This window comes from Streptomyces sp. Je 1-332 (assembly GCF_040730185.1).
GTDB lineage: Bacteria > Actinomycetota > Actinomycetes > Streptomycetales > Streptomycetaceae > Streptomyces.
In genome coordinates this window covers 775,294-793,911 of the sequence record NZ_CP160402.1, presented here as the reverse complement: position 1 = coordinate 793,911, position 18,618 = coordinate 775,294, and the positions used below count along the sequence as shown (strand labels likewise).

General features: G+C 71.5%; 19 protein-coding genes and 1 pseudogene. 9 read left to right on the top strand and 11 right to left on the bottom strand.

From position 1 onward, the window contains the following. Nucleotides 1-216: 216 nt before the first annotated feature. The 4 genes from ABXJ52_RS03700 to ABXJ52_RS03685 all read left to right on the top strand — a co-directional run bounded on the left by ABXJ52_RS03700 (nucleotide 217) and on the right by ABXJ52_RS03685 (nucleotide 2,318). Nucleotides 217-741 carry an RNA polymerase sigma factor gene (locus ABXJ52_RS03700; protein ID WP_367048793.1) on the top strand — a complete coding sequence of 175 codons (525 nt, stop codon included), beginning with the start codon at nucleotides 217-219 and terminating at the stop codon, nucleotides 739-741. Next, nucleotides 732-1,394: an Asp23/Gls24 family envelope stress response protein gene (locus ABXJ52_RS03695; protein ID WP_367039090.1), complete on the top strand. Its 663-nt coding sequence runs from the start codon at nucleotides 732-734 to the stop codon at nucleotides 1,392-1,394. The genes ABXJ52_RS03700 and ABXJ52_RS03695 overlap by 10 nt, the downstream gene beginning before the upstream one ends. Further along, a complete protein-coding gene (locus tag ABXJ52_RS03690; protein ID WP_367039088.1) occupies nucleotides 1,391-1,738 on the top strand; it encodes an Asp23/Gls24 family envelope stress response protein in 348 nt (115 codons plus the stop codon). The genes ABXJ52_RS03695 and ABXJ52_RS03690 overlap by 4 nt, the downstream gene beginning before the upstream one ends. A 76-nt stretch (nucleotides 1,739-1,814) precedes the next feature. After that, the gene (locus ABXJ52_RS03685; protein ID WP_367039086.1) at nucleotides 1,815-2,318 is read left to right on the top strand and encodes an SRPBCC family protein; all 504 of its coding nucleotides are present in this window, start codon (nucleotides 1,815-1,817) and stop codon (nucleotides 2,316-2,318) included. Between the two features lies 1 nt (nucleotide 2,319). Here the strand turns inward: ABXJ52_RS03685 and ABXJ52_RS03680 are convergent, their stop codons facing one another. Further along, nucleotides 2,320-3,912, bottom strand: coding sequence for a cytosine permease (locus tag ABXJ52_RS03680; RefSeq protein ID WP_367039084.1), 1,593 nt, complete (start codon nucleotides 3,910-3,912; stop codon nucleotides 2,320-2,322). Nucleotides 3,913-4,043: 131 nt separating this feature from the next. Beyond that, nucleotides 4,044-5,519, bottom strand: coding sequence for a UDP-N-acetylmuramoyl-L-alanyl-D-glutamate--2,6-diaminopimelate ligase (locus tag ABXJ52_RS03675; RefSeq protein ID WP_367039082.1), 1,476 nt, complete (start codon nucleotides 5,517-5,519; stop codon nucleotides 4,044-4,046). Between the two features lie 581 nt (nucleotides 5,520-6,100). On the opposite strand from ABXJ52_RS03675, the gene ABXJ52_RS03670 reads away from it, so the two are divergent. Further along, nucleotides 6,101-6,838 carry a chitinase gene (locus tag ABXJ52_RS03670; protein WP_367039081.1) on the top strand — a complete coding sequence of 246 codons (738 nt, stop codon included), beginning with the start codon at nucleotides 6,101-6,103 and terminating at the stop codon, nucleotides 6,836-6,838. A 178-nt stretch (nucleotides 6,839-7,016) separates the two neighbouring features. Next, nucleotides 7,017-8,243 (top strand): cytochrome P450, encoded by a 1,227-nt coding sequence (locus ABXJ52_RS03665; RefSeq protein WP_367039079.1) that lies wholly within the window; start codon nucleotides 7,017-7,019, stop codon nucleotides 8,241-8,243. Nucleotides 8,244-8,284: 41 nt separating this feature from the next. On the opposite strand, the gene ABXJ52_RS03660 is transcribed toward ABXJ52_RS03665, so the two are convergent. The 6 genes from ABXJ52_RS03660 to ABXJ52_RS03635 all read right to left on the bottom strand — a co-directional run bounded on the left by ABXJ52_RS03660 (nucleotide 8,285) and on the right by ABXJ52_RS03635 (nucleotide 13,876). Further along, the gene (locus ABXJ52_RS03660; protein ID WP_367039077.1) at nucleotides 8,285-9,556 is read right to left on the bottom strand and encodes a cytochrome P450; all 1,272 of its coding nucleotides are present in this window, start codon (nucleotides 9,554-9,556) and stop codon (nucleotides 8,285-8,287) included. Further along, entirely contained in the window at nucleotides 9,553-10,167 is a 615-nt protein-coding gene (locus ABXJ52_RS03655) for an ATP/GTP-binding protein (RefSeq protein ID WP_367039076.1), read from the bottom strand. The genes ABXJ52_RS03660 and ABXJ52_RS03655 overlap by 4 nt, the downstream gene beginning before the upstream one ends. Continuing rightward, entirely contained in the window at nucleotides 10,148-10,510 is a 363-nt protein-coding gene (locus ABXJ52_RS03650) for a DUF742 domain-containing protein (RefSeq protein WP_361840052.1), read from the bottom strand. Before ABXJ52_RS03650 ends, ABXJ52_RS03655 begins: the two co-directional genes overlap by 20 nt. After that, nucleotides 10,507-10,926 (bottom strand): roadblock/LC7 domain-containing protein, encoded by a 420-nt coding sequence (locus ABXJ52_RS03645; protein ID WP_367039075.1) that lies wholly within the window; start codon nucleotides 10,924-10,926, stop codon nucleotides 10,507-10,509. The genes ABXJ52_RS03650 and ABXJ52_RS03645 overlap by 4 nt, the downstream gene beginning before the upstream one ends. A 115-nt stretch (nucleotides 10,927-11,041) precedes the next feature. Next, entirely contained in the window at nucleotides 11,042-12,865 is a 1,824-nt protein-coding gene (locus tag ABXJ52_RS03640; protein ID WP_367039074.1) for an ATP-binding protein, read from the bottom strand. Nucleotides 12,866-13,135: 270 nt separating this feature from the next. Continuing rightward, a complete protein-coding gene (locus tag ABXJ52_RS03635; RefSeq protein WP_367039073.1) occupies nucleotides 13,136-13,876 on the bottom strand; it encodes a hypothetical protein in 741 nt (246 codons plus the stop codon). 181 nt (nucleotides 13,877-14,057) lie between these two features. Here ABXJ52_RS03635 and ABXJ52_RS03630 point away from each other — a divergent pair, with 181 nt between their 5' ends. Next, nucleotides 14,058-14,456, top strand: coding sequence for a VOC family protein (locus ABXJ52_RS03630; RefSeq protein ID WP_367039072.1), 399 nt, complete (start codon nucleotides 14,058-14,060; stop codon nucleotides 14,454-14,456). A gap of 45 nt (nucleotides 14,457-14,501) precedes the next feature. Here ABXJ52_RS03630 and ABXJ52_RS03625 read toward each other — a convergent pair whose 3' ends face one another. Next, entirely contained in the window at nucleotides 14,502-14,750 is a 249-nt protein-coding gene (locus tag ABXJ52_RS03625; RefSeq protein WP_367039071.1) for a hypothetical protein, read from the bottom strand. Between the two features lie 20 nt (nucleotides 14,751-14,770). Continuing rightward, nucleotides 14,771-15,100 (bottom strand): hypothetical protein, encoded by a 330-nt coding sequence (locus ABXJ52_RS03620; RefSeq protein WP_367039070.1) that lies wholly within the window; start codon nucleotides 15,098-15,100, stop codon nucleotides 14,771-14,773. A 9-nt stretch (nucleotides 15,101-15,109) separates the two neighbouring features. Here ABXJ52_RS03620 and ABXJ52_RS03615 point away from each other — a divergent pair. Together ABXJ52_RS03615 and ABXJ52_RS03610 are read left to right on the top strand one after the other, a co-directional pair. Then, nucleotides 15,110-15,418, top strand: a pseudogene (locus ABXJ52_RS03615) (CGNR zinc finger domain-containing protein); the annotation flags it as partial. Nucleotides 15,419-15,545: 127 nt separating this feature from the next. After that, complete coding sequence (locus ABXJ52_RS03610) at nucleotides 15,546-17,129, top strand: phosphodiester glycosidase family protein (protein WP_367039069.1); 1,584 nt, start codon at nucleotides 15,546-15,548, stop codon at nucleotides 17,127-17,129. On the opposite strand, the gene ABXJ52_RS03605 is transcribed toward ABXJ52_RS03610, so the two are convergent. Continuing rightward, nucleotides 17,119-18,447 (bottom strand): cytochrome P450, encoded by a 1,329-nt coding sequence (locus ABXJ52_RS03605; protein WP_367039068.1) that lies wholly within the window; start codon nucleotides 18,445-18,447, stop codon nucleotides 17,119-17,121. The two genes, ABXJ52_RS03610 and ABXJ52_RS03605, sit on opposite strands and share 11 nt — an antisense overlap. Nucleotides 18,448-18,618: the final 171 nt, after the last annotated feature.

Genomic DNA, 18,618 nt, shown 5'->3' with positions numbered 1-18,618 from the left:
TTACGCGCCTCGCGGGAATTTCCCGCCCCGGCATGTAGCGTTCCTGGGCCGCGTAACGCGGCGGGCCCTTCGTGTGTCGTAGCAGCACGACCGAGGTGAGAGGAGCCGCGTGTGCCGGGCGACCGGGGCGGAACAGCCGGGGAAGCGGACGCGACAGCCGGGGGAGCGGACGCCGCAGCCGGGGAAGCGGACGCGTCGTCCACCCATGACGACGGACTGCTCGCCGTGCGGGCAGCGGAGGGCGACGAGGAGGCCTTCGAGGCTCTCGTGCACCGGCACGCGCCCATGGCGCTGCGCCTCGCGACGCGCCTGCTCGGGAGCCGCCCCGAGGCGGAGGACGCCGTGCAGGACTCCTTCGTCAGCGCCTGGCGCAAGCTGCCGGAGTTCCGCGGGGACGCGCGGTTCGGCACGTGGATCTACCGCATCGTCACCAACCGCTGCCTGAACCTGCTGCGTGCGCGGCGGCCGGTCGTGGCCCTCGACGGGCTGCCCGAGCCGGCCGCGCCTGAGCACGAGGTCTCGCCGGCGCGGGCGGCCGAAGGGTACGCCGCCGTGGCGGACCTGGGCCGGGCGATGGCGGGCCTCTCGCCGGAGCAGCGGGTGTGCTGGGTGCTGCGCGAGCTGGACGGCGCGTCGTACGAGGTCATCGCCGAGACGGTCGGCATCAGTCCGGAGGCTGTCCGCGGCCGTGTCTTCAGGGCGCGGCGCTATCTGACGGAGGCGATGGCCGCATGGCGATGAACGGGGAATCCGGACGGGACGACGAGCGGGAGGCGGGCTTCGGAGTGCTGCCCGAGGACGAACTTCTGCCCTGCGGGCGCGAGTTGTCGTACGTATGGGAACAGCACGAGGCGGGCGTGCCCGATCCCCACGCCGACGGCTGCCCGCACTGCACCGAGGCCCTGAACACCCTGCTGCGCCTCGAGGGGATCGTCACCCAGGCGCGCGACACGGCGCCGCGGGAGCAGGACACCTCCGCGCTCGCGGGGCGTGTCATGGACGTGGTGCGACTGGAACTGCGGCCGGGAAGGACGCTGCCCCTGGGCGACGAGGACGAGGACACGTGGATCGTCGAGGCCGCCGCGGCCAGGACGGTCCGGGCCGCGGCCGAGTCACTGCCGGGCGTGCGTGCGGGCAGCTGCCGCATCGGGCCGCTCGACGAGCCCGCGCCCCCGGCGCCCGCGGGCCGCCTCGCGCGGGGGCCGGTCAGGATCCGGATCGAGGTGCAGGTCCCGCTCACGTGGCATCTTCAGGAGGTCGCGGACCGCGTACGCGACAGGGTGCGCGACGCGGTGGACGACGAGCTGGGCATGCGGATCGCGTTCGTCGACGTGACGATCGCCGATGTCATCGACGGCGCCGGTGGCGACAGCACAGAAGGGCGGCGGCGATGAGCGAGCGAGACGTTGCGCGCGTGGTGGCGGAGGCCGTCATAGAGGCGGTGCTCGACACCCCGGGTGTCGCCTTCCTGCGGCCGGGCCTCGCGGACCTGCTGCGGTCGTCGGCGGTGCTGCGGCGCGGTCTGCCCAGCACTCCGCCGGGCTCCGCGGGAGTACAGGTGCGGCGGGAGAAGGACACCGGGTCCTTGAGCGTGGAGGTGTACGTCGTCCTGCACCGGGGGCGGCGGAGCCTGGACGTGACGCGGGAGGTGCGTTCGGCCACGGCGAAGGCCGTCGAGCGCGTGACCGGTGAGCCTGCCGTGTCCGGCATCACCGTCACGGTCACCGGCCTGGTCTGAGGCCCTCCGCGGCGGGAGAGGGGCTGACATTCGTGCTACTGGTGAGTAAGGTCGCGGGTCGAGGAACGGAGTTGCCATGACCCGCACGTTCACAGTGTCCCGCAGCATCCTGGTCGAGGCGCCGCCTCGGACGGTGTACGAGCAGGTCAGTCAGCCCGCTCTGATGGGGCGCTGGAGCCCCGAGAACCTCGGGGCGACCGTGCCCGGAGGTGAGGCGCCCGCCACCGTCGGCCTGGTCTTCGACGGACACAACAAACGCGGCCCCTTCCGCTGGACCACGCGCTGCACGGTGACCAAGGCCGAGCCGGGGCGGCGTTTCGCCTTCCGCGTGCACGCGATCGGACTCAAGCGCCCCCGGCTGCGTGCGCCCATCGCCACCTGGGAGTACCGCTTCCAGGACAGCGAGGGCGGCACCAAGGTGACCGAGACCTGGACGGACGACAGGCGGTCCTGGCCCACCTTCGTGGCCAACGCCTTCGACCGTATCGCCACGGGCGGGCGCACCTTCGCGGTCTTCCAGGTCGGCAACATCGACAGGACCCTGAAGAACCTCAAGCGGGAGCTGGAGCAGGCGGGTTGAACTACGCTCGCACCGTCGCGGAGTGTTCCTCGGGGGCGCCGCCCTCCGGCCCGGTGATCGGAGCGATCGGTGTGTCGGCCGCGCGTACCCAGCGCGGCCCTTCGGGCCCGAACACCCCGCGCGGCTCCGGGAACGCCCCGAGCAGGGCGAGGTGGAGGACCGCCGCGACGGCCGCCCCCAGCGGGAGGCTGATGTCGGCGCCGTTCGCGAGGTCGCCGAGCGGCCCGACGAACTGGCCCGGAATGTTGGTGAAGAGCACGCCGGTCACCGCACCGGCCCACCAGGCTGCCATGCCGCGCCAGTTCCAGCCACGGGCGAACCAGTAGCGCCCGCCGTGCTGCCTACGCGTGAAGACCTGCAACGCCTCGGGGTCGTACCAGCCGCGCCGGGTGACGTAACCGAGCATCATGACGATCATCCACGGCACGGTGCAGGTGATGATCATCGTGGCGAAGGTGGAGATGGCCTGGACGAGGTTGAACCCGAATCGGCCCACGAAGATGAACGTGATGGACAGGACGCCGATCAGGACCGTGGCCCGGACGCGGCTCAGCCGCGGGAACACCGAGGAGAAGTCGAGGCCGGTGCCGTACAGGGCGGTGGTGCCGGTCGACATGCCGCCGATCAGCGCGATCAGACAGACCGGCAGGAAGTACCAGGCGGGCGCGATCGCGAGCAGACCGCCGACGAAGTTGGGGGCGGCCGGGTCCATGTACTTCGGTGCCTGCTCGGCGATGATCGCCGCCGTCGCAAGACCGAAGCCGAACGGCAGCACCGTGGCGGCCTGCGAGAGGAAGGCCGCGCCCATCACCTTGCGGCGAGGGGTGTCGGCAGGGATGTAGCGCGCCCAGTCGCCCAGGAAGGCGCCGAAGGAGACCGGGTTGGACAGCACGATCAGCGCGGCGCCGATGAAGGACGGCCAGAACAGGTCCTGGGTCGCCCGGTCGGCCTCCGCGGTGAAGATCCCGGCGTACGAAGGATCGAAGTCCCCCGCGAAGGCGACGAGGCCGAGGACGAACAGCAGGGTCGCCGCCACCACCGCGACCTTGTTGACGAGCAGCATGAAGCGGAAACCGTAGACGCACACGGCGAGGACGAGAGCGGCGAAGACCGCGTACGCGCAGCCGTAGGCCACGTCACTCTCCGGCACCCCGAGCAGCCGGTGCGCGCCGCCGATGAGCGCGTCGCCCGAACTCCACACCGACAGGGAGAAGAACGCCACGGCGGTGAGCAGCGAGAGGAAGGAACCGACGATCCTGCCGTGCACGCCCAGATGCGCCGATGAGGAGACGGCGTTGTTCGTGCCGTTGCGCGGCCCGAACACCGCCATCGGGGCGAGCAGCAGCGCACCGACGCACAGTCCGAGGAGCATCGCCGCGAGACCCTGCCAGAAGGAGAGTCCGAACAGGATCGGGAACGCCCCGAGCACACAGGTGGCGAAGGTGTTGGCGCCGCCGAACGCGAGACGGAACAGATCGAGCGGCCCCGCGGAGCGGTCCGCGTCCGGGATGCGTTCGACTCCGTGCGTCTCGACCTCGGTGACGGACGGAGATGGCTCCTTGGGCACAGGCGGCTCCCTGGGTGACAGCACCATGAACGTGCCAGGTGCTGTGGCGGAAAGTGCAGGGACCGTAAACGCCGTGGTCCCCGCCGCACCAGTGCCCGATTCGCACTGCGCGAGGCGACGCGGTGGATGAATCGCACACCCGCCCGCGTGAACCGCCCCTACAGCGCGTCGAGTTCGCGGACGACGGTCATGTCGTCGAAGGGGATGAGCTGCTCGCCGACGATCTGGTGCGGCTCGCTGCCCTTGCCCGCGACGAGCACTATGTCGCCACGCCGTGCGGCGGTGAGCGCGCGCGAGATCGCGGCGCGGCGGTCGGCCACCCGGTGGAACGGGGTCCCGGTCGATGCCAGGCCGGGAACGATCTGGTCGAGGATCGCCTCGGGATCCTCGCCGCGAGGGTTGTCCGACGTGAGGACGCACAGATCGGATCGACGGCCCGCGATCTCGCCCATCTGGGCCCGCTTGGTGATGTCGCGGTCGCCGCCACAGCCGAAGACGGTGATCACCGACCCGGTCGCGAAGCCGCGGATCGTGGCGAGGACCTTCTCCAGCGAGTCGGGGGAGTGCGCGTAGTCGACGATCACGCAGACCCCCTGGGCCGTGGTGAAGCGTTCCAGCCGGCCCGGAGTCGGCGGCATCCGGTCAAGGGCCGCGACGAGGGCGGGCAGTTCATGGCCGAGCAGATGGCACGCGGCGAGGGTGGCCAGGGCGTTGGACACCGAGAAGCGGCCCGGTATCGGGATCGCGGCGGGGTACTTGCGGCCGTCGTGGTGGAGCGTGAAACGGGTGCCCGCCGCGTCCACGGCCAGGTCGCTCGCCCGGTAGTCGGCCGGTGTGTCCAGGCCGTAGGTGGTCACCGCGCCGGGCATCAGGGCCATGATCTCGGCGCTGACGGGGTCGTCGGCGTTGACCACCGCGCGGTCGCACAGCTCGCTGAAGAGGCGCAGCTTGGCGTTCTTGTAGTGCTCCATCGTCCCGTGGTCGTCCAGATGGTCCTGGGTGAGATTGGTGAAGACACCGATGTCCACGGGCACATGGTCGAGGCGCCGCTGCAGCAGACCCATGGACGTGGCTTCGAGCACCACACTGCTGGTGTCCCGGTCGCGCATGTGGCCGAGGAGGTAGTGCAGATCCGGCGACTCGGGGGTGCTCAGGACGGACCGCGGCATCGGGATCCGCTCCGTGCCGATGCGGCTTCCCGAGGTGCCGATCACCCCCACCTTCGCGCCCTCGGCCAGCCTGAGCGCCGACTCGACCATGTACGAGACGGAGGTCTTGCCGTTCGTCCCGGTGATCGCCACGACGTCCATCGCGCGGCCGGGGTCGCCGTAGTACCGGGAGGCGGCGAGCGAGGCGGCCGCCCGTGCGTCGGTCACCCGCACCACGCACACCTCCTGCCCGGCGGGCTCCACGGCCGGCAGCGCACCGTCCTCGCAGAGGACCGCCACCGCCCCTCGTTCCAGTGCCAGGCCGATGCCCCCGGGCCCGCCCTCCTCGTGGCCGGGAACGGCGACGTACAGCGATCCTGACGCCACTTGTCCGGCGTCGAAGGTGATTCCCGCGGCGACCGGGACTCCCGGGTCGCCGTGCAGAACGTGGTGGTCGTGCCCGTCGAGCAGTGCGCTGAGCTTCACAACAGTCCCCTCGAAGGCGGTCCGGGGCACACCGCGCACGCCCGGCCAAAGGGGCGGGGCGGGGCGACGGCGAACCGGAATCCGCGGTGATACGCGTTGGGCGAGCTTGCCCCGCAGGGGGATATCTGCGTGCGGCCCGAGGGCCAGGACGGCCGAGGGCGCTACCCGCGCGCCGCGCGACTGGTCGCAGAGGACCGGATCCGGGTCGCGGAGGGCTGATCACGGGTGGCCGGGCGGAGCAGGGACCTGCCCGACACCGCTTCAGTGTACGGCCGCGGGGGCCGGCCACGGACGTACCGGAATACGCCCGGCGATCTCCGCCTCGGCTCCCCGTCAACTGTGAGCATGCGAAGGGGTATTGACGCGGACCCGTCACTCGGTATGGTCTAGTCCAACGGTAGGAGCCATTCCGGGCAGCTGCAGCTCCCGGTGAGCCGGTGATCACTGGTGGACTCCTGCCGCGTCTCTTCGCGCCCCTCACCCCTCGTACGCGTCCAAGAGGCGGACCCCACATCCTCCCCCCACCACGTGACGGGCGGCCGTGCACCCGCATGCGCCGGCCCGCCAAGGAGTGATCCCCCATGCGTCTTCGTGTCCTTGCCGCGCTGACCGCGACCGCGTCGGCCGCCGCGCTCACCCTGCTGACCCTCGCGCCCAACGCCTCCGCGGAGAAGGCGGAGTCCGGCAAGCGGGCGGCGGCGGAATTCCTCGTCAGCGAGGCCCAGTTCAACCAGATGTTCCCGAACAGGAACTCCTTCTACACCTACAGCGGACTCACGCAGGCCCTCAGCGCCTACCCCGAGTTCACCCAGACCGGCAGCGACACCGTACGCAAGCAGGAGGCCGCGGCCTTCCTGGCCAACGTCAGCCACGAGACGGGCGGCCTGGTCCACGTCGTCGAGCAGAACACCGCCAACTACCCGCACTACTGCGACAGTTCCCAGCCCTACGGCTGCCCGGCGGGCAACGACAAGTACTACGGGCGCGGTCCGATCCAGCTCAGCTGGAACTTCAACTACAAGGCGGCGGGCGACGCCCTGAACATCGACCTCCTGAACAACCCCGACCTCGTGCAGAACGATTCGGCCGTGGCGTGGAAGACCGGCCTCTGGTACTGGAACACGCAGAACGGCCCGGGGACCATGACGCCGCACAACGCCATGGTCAACGGCGCGGGGTTCGGCGAGACGATCCGCAGCATCAACGGAACCCTCGAATGCAACGGAGCCAACCCCGGGCAGGTGCAGAGCCGGATCAACAACTACACCAAGTTCACCGGCATCCTCGGCGTCACCCCGGGCGACAAGCTCAGCTGCTGACGGCGGCCTGGGCTGCCACGTGAGAGCTCCCCTCGCCCCGCCGGCTCCGACCGGTGGGGCGAGGGTGATTTTCGGCCAACATTAGTGCAGCGCTCAACCGTCGGCCGGGAGGGGCTGGTTGCCTCAGTAAGTGATCAATAGCCTGGTGCGCGTTGCCTGTTTTCGACCTAGGAGCCACATGTCCACCGCGCAGCAGGTCCCCGACATCCTCTCGCCCGAGTTCGCCAAGGACCCGTACCCCGCCTATCGAGCGATGCGGGAGAGCGCGCCACTGTTCTGGCACGAGGCGACGCAGAGCTGGATCATCTCGCGGTACGAGGACGTCGAGCGGGTGTTCAAGGACAAGGCCTCGCAGTTCACCACCGACAACTACGACTGGCAGATCGAGCCCGTACACGGCAAGACGATCCTCCAGCTCAGCGGCCGTGAGCACTCCGTACGGCGCGCGCTCGTCGCACCGGCCTTCCGCGGCAGCGACCTCCAGGAGAAGTTCCTGCCCGTCATCGAGCGCAACTCCCGCGAACTCATCGACACCTTCCGGCACACCGGCAGCGTCGACCTGGTCGCGGACTACGCCACCCGCTTCCCCGTCAACGTCATCGCCGACATGCTCGGCCTCGACAAGGCCGACCACGCGCGCTTCCACGGCTGGTACACCACCGTCATCGCCTTCCTCGGCAACCTGGCGGGCGACCCCGAGGTCGCGGCGGCCGGCGAACGCACCCGGGTCGAGTTCGCCGACTACATGATCCCGATCATCCGGGAGCGCCGCGACAACCTCGGCGACGACCTGCTCTCCACGCTGTGCGCCGCCGAGGTCGACGGCGTGCGCATGAGCGACGAGGACATCAAGGCCTTCTGCAGCCTGCTGCTCGCGGCGGGCGGCGAGACCACCGACAAGGCCATCGCCAGCATCTTCGCCAACCTCCTGATGCACCCCGAGCAGCTCGAAGCCGTCCGGCAGGACCGCACCCTGATCGCCCGCGCCTTCGCCGAGACCCTGCGCCACACGCCGCCCGTCCACATGATCATGCGGCAGTCGGCGACCGACGTCGAGGTCACCGGCGGCACCATCCCCGCCGGGGCCACCGTCACCTGCCTCATCGGCTCGGCCAACCGCGACGAACGGCGCTACGGCGACCCCGACCGCTTCGACATCTTCCGCGAGGACCTGACCACGACGACCGCGTTCTCCGCCGCCGCCGACCACCTCTCCTTCGCCCTCGGCCGGCACTTCTGCGTGGGCGCGCTGCTCGCCAAGGCCGAGGTGGAGATCGGCGTCGGCCAACTCCTGGACGCCATGCCGGACGTACGGCTCGCGAAGGGCTTCGACCCCGTGGAGCAGGGTGTCTTCACCCGGGGGCCGCAGTCGCTGCCGGTGGAGTTCACCCCCGTCACCGACTGACGCACCGGGGCGCCGCCCGAAGGCGGCGCCCCGGCCCCGTCTCAGTGCGCCACAGGCGTGAACTGCACCGGCAGCGACGTCAGACCGCGCATCCAGATGGACGGGCGCCAGGTCAGCTCGTGCGGCTCCACCGCGAGGACGAGGTCGGGCAGCCGCTCCAGGAGCGTCTCGACCGCGGTCCTCGCGATGACGTCCGCGAGCAGCGGCGCCGGGTAGGGGCAGCGGTGCTCGCCGTGGCTGAAGGACAGGTGCGCGGAGTTCTCCGGGCCGACATGCGACTCGGGCCAGATCTGCGGGTCGGTGTTGGCCGCGGCGAGGCCGAGCACCAGACAGTCGCCCGCCCGGATCTGCCGCCCGCCGAGCTGGGTGTCGCGCACCGCCCAGCGGCCGATGAAGTTCTGGGTCGGGGTGTCGAGCCACAACACCTCGTTGAGCGCCTCGCCCACGCTGAGGCGCCCGCCGGACACGTTCAGGGCGAACCGCTCGTCGGTCAGCATCAACCGCAGCGTGTTGCAGATCCAGTTGGCCGTCGGCTGCTGCGCCGCCGCGATGATGGAGATCAAGTCCTGGACGATCTCCTCGTCGGTGAGGCCCGCCGAATGCGTCAGCATCCGCGACGTGACGTCGGCGCCCGGCTTCTCCCGCTTCTCCTTGACCAGGAGCTGGATGCGCTCCGCGACGCGGGTGTACGCCGCCACCGGGTCGTCACCCTCGTGCGCGTCGAGCGAGATCCGCAGATCGTCCACCAGCTGCTGGGTGTCCGTGCTCGCCTCCGGCATGCCGCACATCTGCACCGCGGCGATCATGGGCAGCGCGTGCGCGTACGCGTCCATCAGCTCCGCCTGGCCGCTGCCGGCGAACTCGGCGATGAGCCGGTCGGCGATCCGGGCGCTGTCCCGGGCCAGTTCGAACTGGTCGACCCCTTCGAGGGCCTCCGTGATGACCCCCGCCCGCCGCCGGTGCTCCGCGCCCTCGGTGAACAGGACCGACGGCTGGTAGCCGACGAACGGGAGCAGCGGCCAGTCCGCGGGTATGTGCTCCCACTGGTTCCAGCGCCGCGAGTCACGGGCGAACAGCTCGTCGTGGCCGGTCACATAGCTGACCTCGGAGTAGCCGAGCACCAGCCACGCGGGCACGTCACCGTCGAGCAGCACCGGCGCGACGGCGCCGTGTTCCCTGCGCAGGCTGCGGTAGAGCTGCGACGGCGTCTGCTGGTACTCCAGACCGCCCAGGCGCACCGCGCCGGTACCCGCGTGGGCCGGGCACCCGGGCGGCGGGCTCTGCTCGTAAGGGGATCCGGTCGGCTCGGTCACGGTGTCATCTCCTGGGCCATGGCCAGTGCGTAGAGGTGGTCCACGAGGGTGATCAGGACGTCCTTGCCCGACGATCTCACCCGTGCGTCGCAGTCGATCAGCGGCACATGGTCGGGCAGCGCGAGGGCCTGGCGGATCTCCTCCAGGGAGTGCGTGGAGGTGTCGTCGTCGAAGCGGTTGACGGCCACCACGAACGGCGTCTTGTGATGTTCGAGACGGTCGATGGCGTACCAGGACTCGTCCATGCGCCGCGTGTCGACCAGGACGACCGCGCCGAGCGTGCCGGCGAAGAGCCGGTCCCACAGGAACCAGAAGCGCTCCTGGCCGGGAGCGCCGAACAGATAGAGCACCACACGCTCGTTGAGGCTGATGCGGCCGAAGTCGAAGGCCACCGTCGTAGTGGTCTTGGCGGCGACGTCGGCCGTCTCGTCGACGCCGATGCCGGCCTGTGTCATCACCTCTTCGGTGTTCAGCGGACGGATCTCGCTGACCGACCGGACCAGCGTGGTCTTGCCGACCCCGAAGCCGCCCACGACGACGATCTTCAGGCCGGTCTCGGCAGTGTCGGAAAGGGGCGTACGGGAGGGCAGCTCAGATGTTGCGGAGCCCATGGAGCACCTCCTTGAGAAGGGCGGAATCGGGGATCGAGGCGGCCGAGCCGGCCGCGCGGGGATGGCGGGCGGTGATCCGGCCCATCGCGAGCAGGTCACCCAGGAGGATCCGCACCACCGTGATCGGCAGCTTCATCTCCGCGGCGATCTCCACCACGGCCGTCGGATGCCGGCACAGTTCGAGGATCCGTACGTGCTCCGACTGCATCCCGGCAGTGGGCTCGCACTCGCTCACCACCAGCGTGACCAGGTCGAACGAATCGTCGTCGGCGCGGCTGCGACCGCCGGTGACCGTGTAGAGCCGGTCCGGATCACCGATGTCCACGGGCCTGCGCGGCGTCACGAGGAGCCGCTGCCTTCGCCCTGACCGCGCGGCTCGGCACGCAGATGTTCACCGATCTGCTCGACCAGTTCGGTCATCTGATGCCCCACGACTCCCGGGTCGGCGTTCTCCTCCGCCACCACGGCCAGATGCGCGCCAAGACCGGCTTCGACGATGAAGAGCAGCCCGCCGTGGAACTCGGTCATCGAGTGCCGGACACCGCCGGTCCCGTCGCCGAACTCCATCGAGGCGCCCTGGGCGAGCGCCTGGATGCCGGAGCAGATCGCCGCCAGCTGGTCAGCCTGGTCGAGCGTCAGATGCTCGCTCCAGCACAGCTTCAGGCCGTCCCGGGAGAGCACCAGGGCGTGCCGCGTACCGGGGGTGCGCTTCAGGAGGCTCTGCAGGAGCCAGGTCAGGCTGTTGTCAGTGGTCTGCATGGTAGGCGGGGCGAGATGCGCGGTTCTTCCGGTCACCTGCCCGTCCCTCCAATCTCACGATTTCGAGCGGGGAAGGGGGGCGCCAGAGCCCGGGCGCCGTGCGGGTGGCTTCGGTCTACTCGGCGGGCGGCGGCCCGTGATCGGCGGGGGACTCAGGAGCCGCGGTGGACTCGGGAGCCGCGGGGGAGCCGGGCACGTCGCCCGCGGCCCGCCGCGCACGGTGGAAGGCACCGAAACGCGAACCGGCGTCCCGCGGCGGAAGACCCGCGTCCCCGGAGAGCGTCCCGGCTCCGGCGGCCGCGTCGGACGCCGCCCTGCGCTGCTCGCGCTCACGCTCCGCCTCGGCCATCGTGCGGCCGGGGGCGCGCACGGGCAGACCGTTGGTGGTGGCGGCCGCGGGGCGGGAGTGCTCCGGCTGGGGCTGGGGCCGGGTCTCCGTACCGGTGGCGGGCTGAGCGGAGGCGGCTTGCTCCGGGGTGGCTGCGGGGGACTCCGGGGTCCCCTGCGCGGGAACTGCCGGCGCGGCAGTCGCCGGTGCCTGCGCGGGCGTCGGTTCCACGCCGCGGGGAGCGAGCTGCTGGGGAGCGGGGTCGCGCTGCTGGGCCAGGAGCTGCGGGGGCAGGAGCACCACGACGCCGGTGCCGCCGCGTGAGGACGGCCGGAAGTTGACGCTCATGCCGTACTTGGCGGCGAGGCGCCCGACCACCGCGAGACCGAGCCGGGTGCCCTGCAGCGATGCCAGGTCATTCACGTGCCCGGAGACCGCCTCCTCCGCACGGCGCATCGCCGCGTCGGCCATCTTCAGGCCGCTGTCCTCGATCGTCACGACGATCCCGGCGCTGCGCTCCTCCACATAGACGTGCACCTCGTCGATGGGCGGCGAGAAGTTCGCCGCGTTGTCCATCAGTTCGGCCAGGACGTGCATGACGCCCTCCGCGGCGAAACCGGCGATCGCCACCGTCGTCGAGCAGTGCAGCCGCACCCGCTGGTACGCGGAGATCCGGCCCACCGCGCCCCGCAGGATGCTCTCCATGACGATCGGCTTGTTCCAGGCGCGGCTGGAGCGACCACCCATCAGCAGGGCGAGGCGGTCGGTCATGAGACCCAGCTGCGACGTGCTGTGGTCCAGACGCAGCAGATCGCCGAAGACCTCGACGCCGTGCCGCTCCTGCATGTCCCGCAGGTCGGCGAGCATGCTCACGGACTTGGCCTGCACGCGGCTCAGCGCCTTGGCGGACGCCGCCTGCGCGGCCGCGGCGCGCCGCTCGCTGTAGGCGAGTTCCCGTACGAACGATTCGGCGGGCACCCGCAGCAGGGGATTGCGGGGCCACTCCAGAGCGGCCAGCACCGTGTCCGCGGACGCGCCCTCACGCAGCCGCTCGATCGCGGCCGGCAGCGTCACCCCGGTCAGCTGGTCCAACTCCTCGGCCGCGTTGGCGAGTTGCCCCTGCGCCTGGTCGCGTCGGGACTCGACGTCGGCCGCGTGCCGGACGGTCTCCTCCACCACGGACGCGAACACGTGGATGACCTGGCGCAGTTGCGGGTCCGACGGTGGGGCGGTCTGCGCCAAGGTCTCGGTGGCACTCGTCCCCTCGCGCAGCCGTTTCACCACGGTCGGCAGCGTGACGTTCACCAGATGTGCGGACTCGGCGCCCTGGCGCGCCAGCTGCGCCTTGAGGGACGCGGCCTCGGAGCGGTCGGCGGCGGCGGCCCCGCGGACCCGCTTGACGAGCAGCGAACTCGTCACGAGCGTGATCGCCAGACACAGCCAGCCGGTCAGGACCGAAGCCACCGTCCAGACCCGGGCGTTGTCCGGCGCCATGAGGCCCGCGACGGCACCGGCCGCGGCGGTCACCACCAGCACGACCACGGGCAGGGCCGACGCGGGCCGGGGCGCCTTCTCTATTCGGTGCGGGCTGGGAGGAGCAGGCACGGGCATTCAGCGGTCCCTCGGTCCTTGAGTGCAGGTAAGCAGCGAGCCGACCGATGTACGCATCGGTCGCGGGTCCGGCGGGAACGCCAAAGGGGACGGCGATCTTCCGGACCACACATCGCGCCATGCTAGTCACCCCGCGGCGCGCGCAGGACAGGGAGGCGCAAGAGGCCGCCGAGACGAGGCTTTCGTCGTGATCTCGCCCCTCGAACATGGCGCCGTGATAGAGGAGTTCGACCCCGACGGTGACGGTAGATCACCTCCGGTGACGGCAGATCAGTCGACCGCCGAGGTCTCGGCGATCTCGTACGCCTCAAGGCCGGGAGTCGCGAGGAGATCCGCTACGCAGGCCGCCGAACCGCCGACGTACGTACTCACCAGATCGACGTCACCGGCCACGCACCAGGCGCGGTCGTCGGGCCACCACAGGTCGGGGAGCTCGGGCACCCCCTCATCGGGATCACCGCCCGGTGACGCGGGCGAGTCGGCGTCGTCCAGCGGCCCGGAGAGCAGGATTTCGTCGCGGCCCGGCGTGCGGAACACGGGGCAGCCGTCCCAGTTGTACTGGCCGTATCCCTCCCAGAGTCCGTACCAGCAGCGGTCAGGGGTACGGGTGTGCCGGGAAAGGACGGAGATCAGGGTGCGGGCGAGGTGGGCGGGGGTCGGGCCCTCGTCGGGGTGTTCGTCCCAGACGCCGGGGAGGGTCGGTGTGTCGTCGTTCCGGTAGAGGAGGCGGCCCCCGAAGCCGATCAGCTCGTGCCATCGCGTGGCCGCCGACACCGAACGGCCGTACGCGGCCGCCACTTGGTCCCACCGCACCGGCCGAGCGCCGAGCCAGGCCGGGTGCAGGACGCGCGCGTACGCGTCGAAGCCGGGCGCGCAGACACCGGCGACCGTGCCGAATCCGTCGTCGTGGGGCGGGCGTTGCTCCAGCCAGCGGGCGGGCGACAGGTCGCGCCGCTCGACGCGGAGACGGCCGTAGAGGGACGGGGACGGGCTCTGGTCGACGAGGCGCATGCCCCCAGTGTCGCCCGCGCGGGGTCACCCGTGCGCCCGCCGGTGTATGCCGATTGAGGCGGGCCGAGCGGGGCACTCGGACAGTCGCGGCGTGGTCGGGCGGGACGGCCACCGCCTCTGTGCCGATCTACGACGACGCATGCCGATCCACGTCGATCCAGCCGACAGAAGAGGAACCCCCATGGGTGTGAAGAAGACCGCTGTCCTCGTCCTGGACTGTGCGAAGCCGGAGGAGCTCGCGGAGTTCTACGCGGGGTTGCTCGGCGCCACGGCCAGCATGGGCAACGACCCCGATTACGTCGAGGTCTACGACGGCCAGGGCATCTGCCTCGCGATCCACCGGGACTACGGCTACGCGCCCCCGAGCTGGCCGCGTCCCGAGGACGCGCAGCAGGCGCACCTCAGGATCCTGGTGGACCGCGGCGACATCGACGAGGCGGAGCGTGAGGCCATCGGCCTGGGCGCCCGGCCCGTGGACACCAAGGACAACTCCGGCCCCAGGGATACCCGGACCTACAGCGACCCGGCGGGCCACTCGTTCACCCTCGCCGTGTCCGCCGAGCCGAGGCCGCCCCGCTGAGCGTACGCAGGCGGGGGCCGCCCCGGGTACCTCAGTGACCCCCGCTCAGTCGGCGGGCTCGTCAGGCACCGGCTGGTCCGGACGCACGCCGCCCGAGTGCGGCGCGCCGCGCCGGCCGGTGCCCGCCTCGTCCGTGTCCGGTACGTCGTCGTCGGCGTCCGGGGCGTTGCCCGTGGTGGCCGACTCGTCGTCCGGCTCCCAGTGGTCCTCCTCGTCCGATGCCTGCTGATCGGGCAGATCCCTCGGCACGGGCGTCTCGTCCTCGCCCCGGGTCTCGGGCAGCTCCTCGCTCACGGTGATCCCTCCAGTCCTCGTCACGTCGTTCCGCGTGGTCTCACGGCGGCTTCCGCTGCGGAGGCGCGGCTACCCACCGTGGTGGCGGCGACACCTCGTACTGCTTCACGGTGGACCGCAGACGCCGTGTCGGCCACACGAAGGGGCCGGTTGCCCGGCCGTGCCCGGACCGAGATGGTCAGGGCGGCCGCGGTCACCGCCGACAGGAGCCCCCAGACCGGCACGAAGCTGCCGGTGAGGTCCTTGAGCAGGCCGAGCACCGGTGGCATCACCACGATGGCGATCTGGTTGACGGCCATGGCGAGTCCGAGGGCGAATCCCGTCCGGTGCGGCGGAGCCGATTCGGTCACGTGGGCGACCACCGGATGCTCGCGGCGTCCGCCGCCCACCCCCGGCTGACCGACCACGACGGTTCGGGCTGGCATCTGCACTACCGCGACGACCGGCAGCCCCTCGGCGCCCTGCTGTTCCAGCTGATCTCCGTCGGTACGGCGCTGCACCTGGCCGGGCGTGGCATGCATCGGCTCCGGCGGTGTGCCGTGACCGAGTGCGCCACGATCTTCGCCGACACTTCACGCACCGGGCGGCAGCGCTACTGCTCCCAGCGGTGCGCCAACCGTGACGCGGTCCGCAGACACCGGGCGCGCTCCACGGGCCGGGACGGCTGAACGCGGGCCGAATCGCGGGGAACGGGGTCTGTTCTCCGGCCGGACTTCTGGTATTCACTCCTGGGATCGATCGCCGTCCGCGCGCTCACGTTCGCTGCGGGTGTCCCTACGCGACCCAGGAGTTCCCGTGGTCCTTGCCCGCCGTCCGTCCGGAGCCGCAGCGAAGGCGTCGGTGGTGGCCGTCGCCGCCGCGGGGCTCCTCGCCCCCGGTGTCGTCGTCGACCGGTACGGTGACGCCGCTGCCGCCGCCCCGTCAACTGCCGCTGTCCCGGAGCCGATCGCCGACTGGCAGCACGACCGCCTCGCCGCTGGGGTCGATCTCTACCAGGGGACCATCTCGGGGCGGCCCGGGGCCGACCACTGGACCGTCACCGTGCGGGCGGACGGCGCTCACCTCGCCGCCGAGCCGGAAGCGGAGGCGCTGGCCGAGCGGGTGCGCGCGGCGGGGTTCGGCGCGCGGGCCGAGGCGGTCTCGTGGCCGCGGGGCTCCGACAGGACCGGCGTGATCGGGGTGCGCGTTCGGGTGGGGGAGTACGACGCGCGTGCCGAGGCCGACGCCCGGCAAAAGGAGCTCGCCGCCGCCGGGTTCGACGCGGTGAGCGAGTGGACCGGCGCCGACGGTGCGCCCCGCGCCGGAGTCGCCCGGGTGAAGGTGGCGGTCGTCGACCCGAAGCACTACGGCGGTTCGATGAAGGGCACGTACGGCACGGATGTGGCCGGCCGCGAGACGGTGAGCAGCATGGCCGCGGGCGAAGACGCCCTGCTCGGCGTCAACGCGGGCTTCTTCGTCATGGAGGGCAAGGACGGGGTGCCGGGCGCGGCAGCCGGAATCGCCGCGTATGACGGGGAGTTGCAGAGCGCGGCCACCAACGGGCGGATCGCGGCGGTGCTGCGTGGTGACGGTCTGCGTCCGGAGTTCAAGAAGCTGAGCACGGAGCTCCGGGTCGCCGCGGGATCGGCGTCCGCGGTCGTGGACGGTGTGAACCGAGTCCCGGGCCTGGTCCGCAACTGCGGCGGTGTCGGCGGCGATTCCCCGACGGAGCGTCCGCAGCACGACGTGACCTGCACCGACCCCGACGAGATCGTGAAGTTCACCGACGAGCTCGGCGCGAACACCCCGGCGGGCGAGGGGGTGGAGGCGGTTCTCGACGCGAACGGGCGCGTACGAGAGGTGCGTGCGCGCGGCGGCGCGGTGCCGGAAGGCAGCAGCGTCCTCGCGGGCATCGGATCCGGCGCCACCTGGCTGCGTACACACGCGAAGCAGGGCAGCGTCTTGAAACTACGGGAGCGCGTCCTGGACGAGCGGGGCCGGGAGCTGAAGCTCGGCCCGCAGGACGACATCGTCAACGGCGGCCCCGAGCTGGTGCGCGGCGGCGAGGTGGCCGTGAACTACGCCGCCGACGGCATCGAGCGCGCCGGAGACCGTTCCTTCGCGTACACCTGGGGCATCAAGCGCAACCCGCGCATGCTCCTGGGCGTCGACCGGCAGGGCCGCATGCTCCTGGCGGCCACGGACGGCAGGCAGCCCGGCCACAGCGACGGGCTCGGCCTGGGCGAAGGCGCGGAGCTGATGAAGTCGCTCGGCGCGGTACGGGCCATGGCGCTGGACGGCGGCGGTTCGGTCACGATGACGGTGAACGGCAAGGTGATCAACTCCCCGTCGGACGGTACGGAACGCGCGGTGGGAGACGCGCTGCTGCTCACGCGGTGACCGTGGTCCCGGCGGGCAGTGGCGCGGTGGTGACGGGGACACTCAGCGGGCCTCGTACCAAAAGGCCCGGCCGGTAGGGGAGTTGGGCCGGGTCGGCCGTCAGGTGGAGGCGCGGGAACGCCGCGAACAGCTGGGGAAGCGCGATCCTCGCCTCCAGGCGGGCCAGACGTGAGCCGAGGCAGAAGTGCGCTCCGTGACCGAACGCGGCGTGCGGCGCCGTGCGCGATCCCTCGTGGCCTGCCAGATAGCGGGCTGGACGGAAGGAGTCCGGTTCCGTGAAGTGGCGGGGGTCGCGGTTGGCAGCGGCGAGTACCGCGAGGACGGAGGCGCCCGGGGGGATGACCACGCCCTCGCCGAGGTCCACGTCCTGCGTCGTGTGCCGCCAGGTCGTGCCCTCCAGCGGGCTGGCGTGCCGCAGCGTCTCCTCCACGACGGCGGGCCAGCGCCCGGGATCACGACGGGCTGCTGCCAGCTCCTCGGGGTGGGTGAGCAGCAGCAGTGACGCCGAGGCGAGGAGGTTCATCGTGGTCTCGTAGCCCGCGAACAGGAGGAGGAACGCCATGGCGAGCAGTTCCCCGTCGTCGAGGCCGCCGTCTGTCGCGTCCTGCGTGAGCGCGCTGAACAGGTCGGGGCCGGGCGCGCGCCGCTTGCGGGCGATCAGCTCGGTGAAGTAGCCGTACAGACCGCTCCACGCCTCGTCCACCGCACCCGGCTCCAGCGCGTCGGCGGGGGAGCCGACCCGGTACGTCCACTCCCGCAGATCCGCCCGGTCGGCCTCCGGCACACCGAGCACCTCACCGATCACCAGGACCGGGAGGGGGAAGGCGAAGGCGTCCACCAGATCCACGCTCCCCTCGCGCCGCAGCCGTAGCACCATCTCCCGCAGAAGCCCGGCGGTCAGCTCCTCGATCCGCTGCCGCAGCGCGTCGACGCGGCGCGGGGCGAACGCGGCGGTGGTCAGCCGCCGCAGTCGGGTGTGATCGGGGGCGTCGGCGTTGAGCATGTGCCGGCCGAGGCAGGCGCGGGCGCGCTGCGCGGGCGAGTCACCCTTCGGCTGCCCGGCACCCTGCGGGGGCGCGTTCGAGAAGCGGGGGTCGGCGAGCACGGCCCGCGTCGGCTCGTACCCGGTGACGAGCCAGGCGTACGTCCCGTTGGCGAGCGGCACTCGCACGGCGGGCCCCTGGTCGCGGAGGCGCGCGTAATAGGGGTACGGGTCGCGCGCGAAGACGGGATCAGCCGGGTCCAGTGGAGCGATGTCCGGGGGACCGATGTCCGGGGGAGCGACGTCTAGGAAAGCGACGTCCGGGGGAGCGATCATCCGCTCATCCTCGCCGCGCGGGCCCGGCCGCAAGGGCCCTGTCACCGCCAGGAACGACGGACCGGATCTTGTGGGAACCGGACAGCAACCATCCGTGGCGGCGCGCACCACGGAGCGTGACGGGGGCTACGGGCTGTGACGCCCGCAATGCGGGGCCGCTTCGTGGAAGGG